The sequence below is a fragment of the Natrialba aegyptia DSM 13077 genome, from assembly GCF_000337535.1.
Classification (GTDB): domain Archaea; phylum Halobacteriota; class Halobacteria; order Halobacteriales; family Natrialbaceae; genus Natrialba; species Natrialba aegyptia.
Window position 1 is genome coordinate 106,403 of record NZ_AOIP01000009.1, and the last position, 13,972, is coordinate 120,374.

Annotated in this window: 11 protein-coding genes, 1 tRNA gene and 1 pseudogene; 5 read left to right on the forward strand and 8 right to left on the reverse strand. The window is 61.3% G+C overall.

Annotated elements, in window-relative coordinates; all coding sequences use genetic code 11:
- The first annotated feature begins 62 nt into the window (after positions 1-62).
- Entirely contained in the window at positions 63-728 is a 666-nt protein-coding gene (locus C480_RS01970; protein ID WP_049903069.1) for a uracil-DNA glycosylase, read from the forward strand.
- Positions 729-760: 32 nt separating this feature from the next.
- On the opposite strand, the gene C480_RS01975 is transcribed toward C480_RS01970, so the two are convergent.
- Positions 761-985 carry a hypothetical protein gene (locus C480_RS01975; RefSeq protein ID WP_006663945.1) on the reverse strand — a complete coding sequence of 75 codons (225 nt, stop codon included), beginning with the start codon at positions 983-985 and terminating at the stop codon, positions 761-763.
- A gap of 100 nt (positions 986-1,085) precedes the next feature.
- Between C480_RS01975 and C480_RS01980 the strand changes: the two genes are divergently transcribed.
- Positions 1,086-1,865: a glycosyltransferase family protein gene (locus C480_RS01980; RefSeq protein ID WP_006663946.1), complete on the forward strand. Its 780-nt coding sequence runs from the start codon at positions 1,086-1,088 to the stop codon at positions 1,863-1,865.
- Positions 1,866-1,888: 23 nt separating this feature from the next.
- Positions 1,889-1,970, forward strand: a tRNA-Ser gene (locus C480_RS01985).
- A gap of 347 nt (positions 1,971-2,317) precedes the next feature.
- Here the strand turns inward: C480_RS01985 and C480_RS01990 are convergent.
- Positions 2,318-3,541 carry an RNA-guided endonuclease InsQ/TnpB family protein gene (locus tag C480_RS01990; protein ID WP_006663947.1) on the reverse strand — a complete coding sequence of 408 codons (1,224 nt, stop codon included), beginning with the start codon at positions 3,539-3,541 and terminating at the stop codon, positions 2,318-2,320.
- Positions 3,542-4,439: 898 nt separating this feature from the next.
- On the opposite strand from C480_RS01990, the gene ppk1 reads away from it, so the two are divergent.
- Positions 4,440-6,821 carry a polyphosphate kinase 1 gene (gene ppk1 / locus C480_RS01995; protein ID WP_083873327.1) on the forward strand — a complete coding sequence of 794 codons (2,382 nt, stop codon included), beginning with the start codon at positions 4,440-4,442 and terminating at the stop codon, positions 6,819-6,821.
- 85 nt (positions 6,822-6,906) lie between these two features.
- Here the strand turns inward: ppk1 and C480_RS21990 are convergent, their stop codons facing one another.
- From C480_RS21990 to glmS, 6 genes are all read right to left on the reverse strand, one after another.
- Complete coding sequence (locus tag C480_RS21990; protein ID WP_006663950.1) at positions 6,907-7,593, reverse strand: metallophosphoesterase family protein; 687 nt, start codon at positions 7,591-7,593, stop codon at positions 6,907-6,909.
- Positions 7,594-7,878: 285 nt separating this feature from the next.
- Positions 7,879-8,922 carry an L-malyl-CoA/beta-methylmalyl-CoA lyase gene (citE, locus tag C480_RS02005; protein ID WP_006663951.1) on the reverse strand — a complete coding sequence of 348 codons (1,044 nt, stop codon included), beginning with the start codon at positions 8,920-8,922 and terminating at the stop codon, positions 7,879-7,881.
- A gap of 47 nt (positions 8,923-8,969) precedes the next feature.
- The gene (gene mch, locus C480_RS02010; protein WP_006663952.1) at positions 8,970-10,109 is read right to left on the reverse strand and encodes a 2-methylfumaryl-CoA hydratase; all 1,140 of its coding nucleotides are present in this window, start codon (positions 10,107-10,109) and stop codon (positions 8,970-8,972) included.
- The gene (locus C480_RS02015) at positions 10,102-11,382 is read right to left on the reverse strand and encodes a methylaspartate ammonia-lyase (RefSeq protein ID WP_006663953.1); all 1,281 of its coding nucleotides are present in this window, start codon (positions 11,380-11,382) and stop codon (positions 10,102-10,104) included. Before C480_RS02015 ends, mch begins: the two co-directional genes overlap by 8 nt.
- A gap of 80 nt (positions 11,383-11,462) precedes the next feature.
- The gene (locus C480_RS02020; RefSeq protein WP_006663954.1) at positions 11,463-12,902 is read right to left on the reverse strand and encodes a methylaspartate mutase subunit E; all 1,440 of its coding nucleotides are present in this window, start codon (positions 12,900-12,902) and stop codon (positions 11,463-11,465) included.
- The gene (glmS, locus tag C480_RS02025) at positions 12,903-13,358 is read right to left on the reverse strand and encodes a methylaspartate mutase subunit S (RefSeq protein ID WP_006663955.1); all 456 of its coding nucleotides are present in this window, start codon (positions 13,356-13,358) and stop codon (positions 12,903-12,905) included.
- 137 nt (positions 13,359-13,495) lie between these two features.
- On the opposite strand from glmS, the pseudogene mct reads away from it, so the two are divergent.
- Positions 13,496-13,972, forward strand: a pseudogene (mct, locus tag C480_RS02030) (succinyl-CoA:mesaconate CoA-transferase); the annotation flags it as partial.

Here is a 13,972-nt window from a genome sequence, read left to right on the forward strand (position 1 = left end):
GTCGTCCCCGCCGAGACCCGAGTGTGGACGCGAATCAGCAAACGCGGGCGAACCCGTTCAGCATGGACGAGCAGTGCCGGAACTGCCCGGCGCTCTGCGAGACGCGCACGCAGGTCGTCCACGGCTACGGCGATGTCGGCGCTGACTTCCTGTTCGTCGGTGAACGCCCGAGTCGAGCGGCCGACGAGAGCGGGGTTCCACTCGTCGCGCGCGATTCCGCGGCGGAGTCGGGTACCGAGGTGGACACCGGCGCGGACGCGGACACCGACGCGGCGGCCAGCACGAACACCGCCGACGACCTCCGCCGCATCCTCGAACGCCTCGCCCTCTGTGACGCCACGTCTCCCGCCGACCAGCCCGAACTCGAGAACGTCTATCTGACGACTCTCACGCGCTGTCGCCATCCGGAGCGGCCGCCGACCGCCGAGGAAATCGACACCTGCGAACCCTACCTCAACGCCGAAATCCGGATGATAAACCCCGAAATCCTGGTCCCCATCGGCGACCGAGCGCTCTCCGTCCTCGGCACCGACTACACCACGACGCCGGCGGACGAACTCGTCCTTCCCGACGCCCACGCGACGACGATCCGCGGACGCGGCTTCGAACTCGTGCCGATGGAAGCGCCCCGCGATCAGTCCGCAGCGCAGACCCAGACCTGGATCGAGCACTTCGTCGACCTCATGGCATCGGACTATCGGCAGACGAAGGGGCGACAAAAACGGTAACGAGCGCGATACCGGACCAGAAGCCGCGAGCGCTACCAGTACGGATTCTGCCGCCACCGCTTCGAACGCGCGCCGAGGAGTACCAGCGTGCCGACGACCGCAACGACAATCCCGAGCGTCGCAACCGACGGCGCGAACAACCGGCCGGGAGATTCGAGCAGGTAGCCAGTTGTAAACCCGTAGACGCCGAGCGCCGCCAGCACGCCGACGACTCCCGTTCCGAGCAGTCCCTCGATCGTGAGTGATCGATCGGTCATACGCGGGTGCACAGCCTCCACCCCTATAATTCGTCCGAGTTTCCCGGTTCGATCCGCACAAAGCGCCGCGTTCAAGAGTTCAGGTCCCGGACGAGTCAGTATGATCGTCGTCGTTCCCGTCGACCCGCCGTGGCCGGGGCTGGTCCTGCCGTCGCTCGTCGAGTCGACACCGCTCTCCGAATCAGCGGCTGTGACGCTCTACGAAGCCGCCGTCACCGACGTGGTGCGGGCCGCCGAGCAAAGCGGCGGCGACGTCCTGCTCAACTACCGCGACGAGGAGACGATACCGGACGCGGCCGCTGATGCGGGAACGGGAGACGCTGAGACCGCTGTCCGTGAACTCGCTGCGGCGGCGCTCGAACCGACCGACGCCGAGACCGTCAGATTCGAACGCCAGGTCGGCTCCACGCACGCAGCCCGCATCGGAAACACGGTCACGCACTTACTCGAGCGCGATCAGGCCGACGCGGTCGGCGTCCTCGAACCCACGGTCCCGCTCGTCGCCCGAACTGAACTCGACGGGGCGGCGATGTCGCTGCGCCGCCACGACGTCGTCCTCGGCCCTTCCTCCAACGGCCGGGCGTACTTCGCGGGCTTTACCGAGCCGATAGACTTCACCGACGCGTACGAAACGCCGGCAGTCTCGACGCTCGCAAAACGGACGGCAGCAGCGGAGGCCGACCTCAAACTCGGCTTCGCGCCCATGCTCCCGACTATCGCGACCGAGTCCGGACTGTGTGCAACCATCGCCACTCTCGAGGCGCGCCAGCAGGCTGGTCGACCGGGGACAGACACAATGGCTGCCGCCGTTGCTGAACTCGGGCTGAGGGTTGGTCCGGACGAAACGCTCGAGCGGACAGAGACCGATAACCCTTTTTGAACGCACGGGGAAGACGCAGGTGAGGTGGGGTGGCAGAGCGGCCTATTGCGCCTGCCTTGAAAGCAGGTGGCGTCAGCCTCTTGGGTTCAAATCCCAACCCCACCGTTTTGCGACGAACGAGATTGGATCACGGAAGTACTTCGTACGGACCGTAGTTTCCGTCCCAACCGTTGCTGTTGGGACCACGTTTGTAGGGAATAGATGTCGGTAGAATTAAAGTAGCCAGTCACGCGCAGCGAAGTGTGCCTGGTTCGAGGTGGTCTCCTTTCCGCTGCTGTTACTCTCCACGGGTTCGAGCGGCTACCACCCACAGCGCAGGTGTCCCAATTTCGTCGCTCGTTCGGATCGTCGGTGCTCAGCGGACATCAACACTACCTACCGTGGAGTCCGCATCGTAACAACCGCTCAGATGACCGTTCCCGCAGACGGTGACGGTAGTGAACTACCCCACCCTACCGCTCGCCTTTCGGCTCGCGCTTGAGGGAGGGGCTTCCTGCTTCCACGATGCGCTTTGCAGGAACCGAATGGGTTCCCGTAGGGAGCGCAGTCTCCACAGGCGTTGATTCGGAGCGTCCCGCTCCTAACTGCTTGATACCGCGAGAAAGAATGTTCCACGCTGCGTTCCAGTCCCTATCGGCGGTGAATCCACAGGAGGGACATGAGTGTTCGCGGACCCACAGCGGCTTGTCGGTCGAGACACCACACGCCGCACACTCTTTGGTCGTTCCGGCCGGATCGACAGCCACGAAGTGCGTGCCTTCGCGTTCGCATTTGTACTCGAGCATTCGAAGGAACGTCCCCCACGCTGCTCCGGCACGGTTCCGTGAGTTACCGTCGAGTTCGACAAGACCTTTCGCGTCAAGGTCTTCGACCGCGACGAGATCGTACTCTCGAGCGTAGTAGTTCGAGAGTTTGTGAAGGAAGTCCCGGCGCTTTCGCTTCAGGTCGGCGTGACGTTTGGCGACGACTCGCTGTTGCTTGCGGTAGTTCGCCGATCCGTGTTCTTTGCGTGAGAGCTTCCGTTGTTCGCGTTCCAACCGGTCGCGTTCGGCCGAAAGATCGACCGATTCGATCGCGTGGCCGTCGGTGTCGTGTGCGTACTTCAGAATACCCACGTCGATCCCGACGACGTTCATCGGGTTCTCGGGTTTCTCTGGCGGGTCTTCGGGCGTTTCGGCACCGAGAACAGCGAACCACTCGCCCGTCGGTTCCTTCTTGACCGTTACCTGTTTGATCGTCGCGTCGTCGGGTAGCTCTCGGTGGAAGTGAACGGGTATTTCTCCGATCTTTGAAAGCCGTAGGACGGTCTGACCGCTCGTATTCTTGAGCTCGAAGCCAGACTGTCGGTACGTGAACGATCGGTACTCGTTCGGCGCTTTCCACTTGAGCAGGCCAACCGCACGACCATTATTCTTCGCGTCTTTGAGTCGTGAGAGGTTGTCGTACAACCGCTCAACGACGTTCTGAAGTGTTCGAGAGTACAGGTCGGTGAGATCGGTCCACCACTCCTTGATCGACGGGAGTCGGTTGATCTCGTCGTACTTTGCCGTCCCGTCGCTGTGATTGAGACGGCGGAGGAAGTGGTTGTACACTTGCCGATACAGATCCCGATGCCGGTCCAACGTCTCTTGGACGGCATCGGACGGGTCGAGTCTGTACCGGTAGTTGTAGTTCATCTACGAACGTTCTTCGATGAGTTCGTCGAGTTTGTCACGGACGAACGACGAGAGGTTGAGGTGCTGCTCCTCGATCCACTCGTCTTGGTCCTCCCGAATGGTGATAGTTTTCCGTTTCACTGTATGCACACAATGCACTCTATACGTAAAGTGTTACCGATCACGTGGGGCCTGTGAACCTGCTGTAGAACAGTGTATGAAACTCGAGCGGCGCTGTATCCCCTCCCTGCTCGCTTCGCTCGCTGAGGAAGGGGTCTTAGCGCCTATTTTTAGATAAATACATATTGATACATAGAGCTATTAAGTGGGTTACTTGTAGTCCGATGATTCTTTACCGGGTATGCCACAATCCGATCTCTGGCAGTGTTCGATCCACAAGCCCGATCGAATACGTGGGGGAACCGGAGATGTCCATCCGACCCGGGAGTGTCGCACGACTGGCACTACCCAGAGATATACTCATATTCTTGATGAGAGTTTAGCTGCGATCCGGAGCCAGTTGAGCAGACGTGACGCAATGGAACGTGCGATGGAGTCACCCGAGTTCGTTCGGACTCCGATGAGAGAGTCTGAACTGTCAACTGAAACGATTACTTTCCAGCCCTATGCCGAAGCCTGATACTCTCGGACAACTCGGTTCACAGACCGATCGCATGCGAACTATCGCCACGGATGTCGACGGGACGAGAGGCGTACTCGGCTGGTTACGGACGGTTGTTCGACGGGCTGGGTGTTCGGTATCGAATGCAGTGCCCAGTGTGGGACGCAATTGTGAGCCACCGGTTCAACGGAGACCGATCGGCGGAAATCGACCGACACGATTTGAACTCGAATCCGTGAGCGATCAGCCACGTCGAATCGGGGGGCCACAGCTACATGGGTGCTGTGAGGTGCAGCAATGAGCGAGAGGGACCTCACGAACCCCGAGTACTACCTGAATCGGGAACTCTCAGAGCTTGCTTTTCAGGAGCGTGTTCTTTGCGAGGGGATGGACGAGCGCAATCCACCACTCGAACGGCTTCGATTTCTTGCGTTCTTTACCAAGAACACTGACGAGTTCTTCATGAAGCGCGTCGGTGGGCTCAAACAGCAGATCGAAGCCGACGTGACCGAGACGACGCCGGATGGTCGAACGCCGAAACAACAGTGGCGCGAGGTGCTTGATACCGCACGTCCGCTTTTTCGCCAGCAATCAGCATATTGGCAAAACACGCTCAAGCCCACACTCGCGGATGAGGGTATCGAGATTTGCGATCTCGACGAGTTATCGGCGGATACGCGCGAAACGGTACGGACGTACTTCGAGGAGTCGATACTGCCAACGCTGACGCCCCTTTCGTTCGACCCGGCTCACCCGTTTCCGTTCATTTCGAATCTCTCACTTTCTCTTGCTGTACTTTCGTCGGACGAGGCTGATGACCCCACGTTCACTCGCATCAAAATCCCATCAAACCAGCCGCGGTTGATAGCGATTCCCGACAGAACGGATCGGTATATTCTCATCGAAGAGTTGATCGAAGCAAATCTTGATCTACTGCTTCCCGATCTCGACATCCGCGACGTGTCGAAATTCAAAGTGACTCGGAACGCTGAGGTGCGGCGTAACGAAGAGGTCGCTGAGGACCTCATCGATATGGTTGAGGAGGTTCTCGAGCAGCGTCGCTTTGCGACAGTCGTCAGGCTGGAAGTCGATGCCGATATGCCAGCCGAGTCGCTTTCGACCCTCAAAGCGCAGCTTGATGTGCATGATCGGGAAGTGTTCTATCGGGAGGGACCAATCGATTTCGAGGACTTTTTCGAACTCGCCGAGCTGGACCGTCCTGATCTCAAGCGGTCTTCGTGGACCCCACGAGCACACCCCCGATTTCGATCGGTGACGAGCGATACTCAAGACGGACCGATGGCTATCTTTGATGAGATTCGAGAGGGGGATGTCCTTGTACATCATCCGTACCACTCCTTCGAAGGGACGGTACAACAGTTTCTCAACGCGGCGGCAAACGACCCCAACGTGCTCGCAGTGAAAGCGGCCATCTATCGGACGGCGAGTGACTCGAAGGTGATACAAAGTCTCATCGACGCCGCCAAGAACGGCAAGCAGGTGGCTGTGATGGTTGAACTCAAGGCTCGCTTCGACGAGAAGAATAACCTGGAGTGGGTTCGACAACTCGAGGAGGAAGGTATCCACGTCGCCTACGGAACCGTCAACCTGAAAACGCATTCTAAGACTGCGCTCGTCGTTCGACAGGAAGACGACGGTGTTCGACTCTACTCACACGTCGGGACGGGAAATTACCACTCGGAGACGGCGAAGGGGTATTCTGATCTGGGGTTGGTGACCGCCAATCAGGACATTGGCCACGACCTCACGAAGGTATTCAACTTTTTTACCGGACCAACGCTCGATGATCGCTTCCGGAAGCTCCTAATCGCGCCTGTAACGATGCGCGAGCGGTTTACGGAGATGATTAGACGGGAAGCTGACCATGCCGATGCGGGCCGACGGGCGCGGATCGTCGTGAAGGTAAACGGACTCGAAGATCCCTCGATGGTCGAGGAACTCTATCGCGCTTCGAGAGCCGGTGTTGAGATCGATCTGATTGTTCGGGACATCTGTCGGCTCCGCCCTGGTATCGAAGCGTTGAGCGAGAACATCACTGTCCATTCGATTGTCGGCCGATTCCTCGAACACGCTCGAATCTTCTACTTCGAAAACGGTGGCAAGCCTGAATGGTACATTGGGTCGGCCGATTGGATGACACGGAATCTCGACTATCGGGTGGAAGCCGTTACTCCGGTTCAGGAGACACAACTGCGTAGACAACTCCGGTTCATCCTGGAGTCGTCAATGGCGGATAACCGCCGTCGGTGGGTGATGCAAAGCGACGGGAGCTACGAGCAAATCTCTCCGGGTGATGACCCCGTACGGGACATCCAAGAGATACTGATGACAGCCACGAAAGCGGCTCTCGATCGCGGAAGTGAATCGGGGCTGATGGTCGATACAGATCTCATCGAGGGGGACCTCCTCATTGCGGACGCGTCCGAAACCGATGCAGATGCCGGTCGCGAGAAACCGGATGACTCCACGCACGACGAGACAATTACTCAGGCCCGGTCAGACGGCGGAGAGAAACCTGTGTTCGACGCGTATTCCGAGTACTGGTATCGTCCTAACAGCGAAATCTACGACTGGGCAGTTCGAACAACTGACGGCGAACGACGGTATTTCAAGACTCGTGAGGGAGCGCGGAATCGTCTCCGATCGGAGTACGTATAACGCCGATATTTCCGAACACGGTTATTCGAACTCCAAACGTATCTAGAATTGCGGGGTGTGTCCGACCTCACGGTAGAAAACCGATTCAAGCCGGGTGAACGACTTTTGAGTCGTCTCGCTCTTGGTGAGTTGTCGTCTGGTCGGTAGTGATAAATTCGTCATACCGGTAATTGTAAGCCGTGAGCATGCCACCATAGACACAGCCGGTGTCGAGACCGACGGCGAACTCTCGCTCAACCGGACGGTTGTGAACGGTGTGTCCGAAGAAGACACGATATGGACCGTCATAACTCTCGTACCAGAACGGTCCATTATACCCATCACCGTGTGGTGCACGCATCGTCAATAGCTCTTCAACGGAGTGGTTTTCCAGTGTTTGCTTGGGGTCAACGCCACCATGGACAACGAGTGCATCCGCAAACGAGATAACAACAGGGAGCGAGTCAAAATACGCTCGATCCCCTTCACGGAGCCATTCTGGGTCCTTGTGCCCACGCACGATTTTCTGCTCGTTGTTCCCGCGAACGCTGATGAGACGACTATCTTCGCGGACAAGATCGATCACGCCGGGGCTATCTGGTCCCTTTCGTACCAGATCACCGACGAAGATAACGAGGTCGTCGTCGTTCAGGCCGAGGTCCGAAAGAAGCGTCTCAAGAGTGGCCCGGCTTCCGTGGACGTCACCAACGACGTAAATATCACTGTACTCATCGACATCGAACCGTTTGTGGTGTGATTCGACACCATCGCTGAACTTCGGTACTGTGTTCATGAGAAACTGTTTGGAATGGGTGGTGGGTCGATCTCTATCGGCGTTCAGACATCTATTCTCCGTAACCGGGTTAAGCTGTTTCTAGTAGCAGACTATACGGCTATGTATGAGTCCCCCTAGATAAGAGAAACCGGACGCTATCGTACTGACGAATATTCGTCGGATCCGAACCCAATCTGTGAATAGGCATCCTCGATACTCCCTGTAACAACTGTCGGTACACACAAGACGCCGACCCCACGTGACGCGGATCATCGGCGGCGGTAATCCGACCGTCCTCGAACGCTACTGGTAGGAAAGTTCGAGTTCACGCGCGCGTTCTAACAGTGATTCGTCGTAGCGCTCTGCGGTTTGGGCCGGTCGCCGGTCGTCGATTGCACGGACCTGTTGGACCGTATTTTCGAAGTTCTTGAACGTCGCTTCGTCGACCATCTGGCCGTCGATGGTGACCGCGCCGGTGCCTTCACGTTTGGCTTCGTTGAACCGCTCGATCTTGTGCACGTCGCGTTCTAGTTCGGCGGGCGTGGGCATGTGGATCGTGTTGGCCTGGATGGTCTGTTTGGGATAGAGCGACCAAGAACCGTCCAGACCGAGCCGGGCCTCGTGTTCGACCTGATCGGCGTACTCGTCGGCGTTGTAGTAGGTCAGCCCGGCGCGTTCTTTGAACAGGTCGTCGAACGGGCCGCCGATCGAGAGCAAGTCGCCGGCGCTGGCCTCGTTCGAGAGTTCTTCGAGCAGGCCGTCCCAGCGTGGGCGGCCGTCGCCGAGGTCGCGCCCGCCGAGTTCGGCGGTGTAGTCGACGGGACCGAAGACGAGCGCGGTGAGTCGCGATTCCGCGCCGAACGCGGCGATCTTTCGGAGGTCGGACTTGGCCCGGCCGGTTTCGACGATGATCGAGAGGCCGATCGAGTTGTCCGGATAGCCGTGTTCGGACTCGGCCTCGGCGACGACCTCGGCCGCTCGCTGGACGTCCTCAAGTCGGCCGACCTTGGGGACGACGACGCCCTCGATGTCGTCGCCGAGTTCGGCCACGAGCTGATCGATCTGGTTGCGGCCCTTCTCCCGGTAGTCCGCGTCCTCGTAGCTCCACTCGACGCGCGGCCAGATTTCGCCGGGGAACTCGTACTCGGGGACGCGGTCGATGGTGTTTTCGAGTCCTTCGGCTTTCATGTCGGGAGCGGTGCCGTCCTCCAGGTCGGGGACGAGCCAGTCGGGTGCCTGGAAGCCATCGGCCTCGAGGCCGGAGACGAGGTATTTTGCGGAGTCGTCTTTCGGGACGGCGGCCGGTGCGGTCTGGAAGGTTCGGCAGAGTCGGATGTCGTCGGTCATGTCTGGATTGTCTGTGTTGTCTGGTGAATCGGATCGCAGGTACTCTCTCAGGCTGTACGCTTTCGAATCTCGGCGATTCTGGTTCCCGAATACACGGGTTCGTCGTCCTGGTTGAACGCGATGTGTTCGAACCGGACCGTTCCCGCGGCATCGATCGAGGCGTCGTTGTCGGCCGAGAGCACGCGCGTGAACGCGTAGACGGTGTCGCCGGGTGCGACGAACGTGTGGAATTTCTCGTCGTCGAAACCGACCTCGCGCCAGGTTCGCTCGTCCGAGCGGGCGTGGCCGAGCGCGGTCGAGCGGGTCACGTCGCCGTAGGTGACGATGTCGCCCGACGGCGAGTCGGCCATCGCGTCGGCGTTGTGGTGCTGCTTGGCCGTGTTGAGCGTCGCGAGCGGGAGCGAGGCCACGGTCACGTCGTCCTGGGTGCGCCCGCGTTCGTGGCGGTAGGCGACGGCGGCGTCGCGTCCTTCGGCCGTCTCGAGCGCATCGACGAAATCCTCGAAGAAGCCCCCATCGGGGGTGACGAACGTTTCGGGGAGACCGGAACCGTCTTCGTCTCCGTCGGCATCGGCCGCTGTAGCGCTCCCGCCGCCGTCCGTCGCGACCGGTTCCCGGCGCGGAATCATATTCGTCCGCTCGTACGAGCACAGCACCTCGCCCGTCGCGGCGTCTTTCCCCCTCGTCCGCCAGGTGACGATGCCGAACTCGGGACGCGAACTCGAGGTCGCCGTCGAGACGACCTCGCTCTCGACGCGGAGTTCGGTGCCGGCGTACACGGGAGCACCGGGGAATCGCACGTCGGTCCGTCCGAGGAAGTAGCCGCCCTTCTCGCTCAGATCCTCGACGGTGATGCCGAGCGTGGCGGCGGTGAGGTAGTCCGGGTGGATCGGCGGCCCGTCGAAGCCCCGCTCCGCGGCGGCGTCGGAACGCCAGTACGCCGGATCGTGGTTGAGCGTCTGGCTCATCCACGACTCGTTGCCCCAGCGGGTGAGTGTCAGGCCGGGGTCGTGTTGAAGGCGGTCGCCCTCGGCGAAGTCCTCGAAGCAGTTGCCCTTCTCTCGCGTCTCGGATTGCTCGAGCGCCCGTGCGAACGTGTCGGGATCCGTCCAGTCAACCGGTCGCGGTTCGCTTTGTTCTCCGCTCCCGGTTTCGGTTTCGGAATCCCGTTGTGCTTCCCTAGTCATCTGCGGTCACCTCGTCGGTATCGAGTTCGGGTTGCCGGCTGCGGTTTCGGCGCGCGATCGTCCGCCGCATCTCGTTTTCGACGATCATGTAGCCCTCGTCGAAGCCCATGCCGGGCTTTGCGAGCACCTGCGCGGCGTCGGTCGCGAGCGCGACGTGTGCGCAGGCGCGTGCGGACGTTGCCGTTTCGTTGCAGGTGCCCCCGAGGTAGGCGCGGGTCTCGGTCCCCTCGCAGTAGCGGACGGCTTGCCCGCTCCGGTGGACACTACCGAGGTCCGGCGTCTTGATCTGGACGACGTCGGCCGCGCCGGCGTCGACGAACGCCCGCACGTCTGCGAAGGTGTTGCACCACTCGTCGGCGACGATATCGACGCCGACGCCGGCCTCCTGTAATCCCGTCCGAAGCTCCACCATCGCCTCGATCTGCGCCTCGCGACCGCCGGCGTCCATCGGCCCCTCGATCTGGATCGGGTACGGCCCCGCGGCGTCCTCGACGGCGGCGAAGTACTCGACTACCTCGTCGCGATCGTAGGGGCCGCCGAAAACCTCCCCGATCATCCCGTACACGTCGATGTGGAATCGCGGCTCGTAGTCGTCGGGACCGAGTTCCTGCGAGCGCTCGGTGAGCCACTCGATGAACTCGAGCAGCGTCTCCCCGTTCTCGCCGATCTTCTCGACGCTGTTGATCAGCGCGTGCGGGAGGACGGGGACGCCCTTGACGAACATCTTCTCCGTGTTCGTGTAGCGGTCGTCACCGGACTGGCCGAAGACCGGAACGGGTTCCGTCGCGGGCTCCGTGCCGAGCGCGTCGGCCAGTACGTCCGTGCGCGTCGTGCTCTCGGCTGCGGCGGCTGCCGCGAGCAGCGCCTGGGACACGCCGTAACGGATCGCAGTATGGAGTTGGCTCCCGCCGATCGCTACCTCCTCGAGGCGGTCGACGTTCGCCAGAAACTCGCTTGCGTCTCGTCCCGCGAGCGTTTCGGCGACGGGTCCCTCGACGACGGGCGCGAACTCGTCGGCCCGAAAGAGCGGATCGCGTCCGCCCGCGCCGGAGTACTGGACCGCGGCGCAGTCGCCGCGGTGGGTCGTTCCGTCCGCGAGTTCAACGTCGACGATGAGGGTTTCGCCGGCCTGGCGGATTTCCTCGAAGCCGTCGGTGACGGGGTCGCCGGTGTAGGTGAACCCGTCCTGCTGTGCACCGTGCTTGATCGCGCGCTGGTCGTCGAAGAAGAACCCGGCGTAGCCGGGGGTTGCGTGGATGGCTGTGATTTCCATTGTTGGCGTTGAAGTTTGGGTTGCGATTGAGATTGAAGTGGGGGTGAGGGTGATATTGCGGGTGACTGTTGAGCGTCGTCTTAGACGTCCCCCGCGTTCTGGGGGCGACCGATGAGTTTTCCGTCGCTGATCGCGTCGACGTCGTCTGCAACCATGCGAAACGACTGGTCGCGGCCTTCGGTGTCCGCGCGTCGCGAGAGTCGCGCCCGGTGGATTTCCTTGATGTCGTCGTCCATCGCGAGGTCGGCCCACTCGAAGATGCGGACGCGGCCGTCGTCGTCCCGTGCGGGGAGGACGGCCCCTCTCGCGCTGTCGCTCGGTGCGAACGGCACGTCGAGTGCGCCCGAGTCGAACGCCTTGATCGTCCCCTGGACGACGTCGCCGTCGCCGTGCTCGAGGATGGTGTCCATGAGACACCGCGTTTCGCGCTCGATCAGGTCCTGTTCCTCCGCGATACCGTCGATGTCGATCTCCTGCTCGATCGCCATGTCGATGACCTGGCGCGTCGTGCGCAGTCCGGAGGCGTTCGCCTCCTTCGTCGGCACGCCCTGGAACTCCTGGGGGGACTTGGTGATGACCTTGTCCGGCCGGGCGATGGCGGCGGTCATCCCGCCGAGGCTGATCACGCCGTTCGCGCGGGCCTCGTCCGGCGGGAAGCCGCCCATCCACTCGTGGAAAACCGTGGTGACGACGACCTCGTCGGGCAGGAACTCGTCGCCCAGTTTCTGCAGGGCGTTCAGCGCTGCAACGTCCTGGACGACGTTGCCGACCTGGCCGTAGCCCAGCGTCACGGAGCGTACGCCCTGCGTGGCGGCGAATTGACCCTCGACCAGCATGATCGCGATGGCGATCGAGGGCGGCACCAGGGTTCCGGTCAGCGGCCCGAACGGCTCGCGGTTGATCCGCACGCCGCGTTCCGTGTAGGCTCCCGCGAGCCGGTCGACGAACTGCCACTTCTCGATGGTCTCCTCCAAGCCGTGGCGCTTGGTGTAGGGAATGTTGTACGAGATCGGACCGCCCTCGAAGCTCTGGAAGCCGCCAGCGAACGTGATGGCAGCCAGCAGGCGGGCGTCGGGCGTCCCGTGGCGAACCTCGATCGGGGCGTCGATCGCCTCGATCAGCTCCCGGCAACCCGAAACGCCGTGGTTGACCGCCGGGAATCCGTTGAGGGTGTCCTCGCCGCTCTCGCGGGCGTTCTCGAGTCCCTCCTGGGCCTTCTCGTACTCGTTATCGCGCGTGTACGAGTCGATCGTCGTCGGGAGGAGATCCGCTTTCCCCTCTCCGTGGAGGTACTCGAGCAGTTCGACCTGATCGTCGAGGCGCGGCACGCCGGCCCGCGGCTGCAAGAGTGGTTTGGTCGCCTCTTCGAGAACGTCGGCGAAGCGCTTGCTCGCGGGAAGCGACTCGTGGTACGCGATCGCCTCGTCGAAGTCGACGTCTGCACCCGTCGGCCAGTCGGCCCGAATCTCCTCGTCGATACGCCGTAGCTCGTCGGCCGGAATGCGTTCGTCTCGTATCATCTAGGAACTGATCGTAGCGCGCTCTGTCTCCGTCGTCGTAATCTGGAGATCCTGGCGGAGCGCAGCGATCGCTTCTTCGGGGTCCGTCTCCGAGTCGAAGACCCGGTCGAAGCCGAGCTCTTCGAACGTCGCCCGCGTCTGCTCGAAGTCGTCCTGCCCGACGGCGAGGTTGCCGCCGATGTAGGTGTGGGCGTCGACACCCGCGTCTTCGAGCACGCCGTGGAATCCCTGGCAGTCCTGCTCGGCGTGGCCGTAGAGCGACGAAACCAGTACGGCCTCGGCATCGTGTGCTACCGCGGCCTCGGCGAACTCTTCCTGGGAGGTCTGGACGCCGAGGTTGATGACATCGAAGCCTGCTGCACTGAATGCCTGCTCTAGGATCGTAATGCCGACGACGTGAGCGTCCGAGCCGATCACGCCGAGGACGACCGTTTGGGACATCGTATGCAGAACCATGATGAACTCGGGTATAAACCTAATGATCTTCCATGATAATATTCCTTAAACACCTTAACAGCACCTCTATGTCACAAGTTCACACCTACATGATCGATGGTAAAGGTTTAGGTGGCGGTATCGCAACCACCCACACCATGGGCGCACTCTCGAACCTGCGCGTGCTGGACCTAACCCAGGTCCTCGCCGGCCCGTACTGCACGATGTTACTCGCGGACATGGGTGCCGACGTAGTCAAGATCGAACGTCCCGGCGGCGACCTCATCCGGTCGAATCCCCCCTTCGTCGACGACCCCGACGAAGAGGCCTACGGCGGCTACTTCCAGAGCGTCAACCGGGGCAAGCGAAGCATCGAACTCGACTTCACCGACGCGGACGACCGCGCGGACTTCCTCTCGCTCGTCGAGGAAGCCGACATCGTCGTCGAGAACTACCGCGCGGGCACGATGGAAAAGTACGACCTCGGCTACGAGACGCTCACCGAGTTCAATCCGGAACTCATCTACTCCTCGATCCGGGGCTTCGGCGACCCGCGAACCGGGGAAACCGACCGTCAGGGCCAGCCCTCCTTCGACCTCATCGCCCAGGCCCTGGGCTGTCTCTTATACACATCT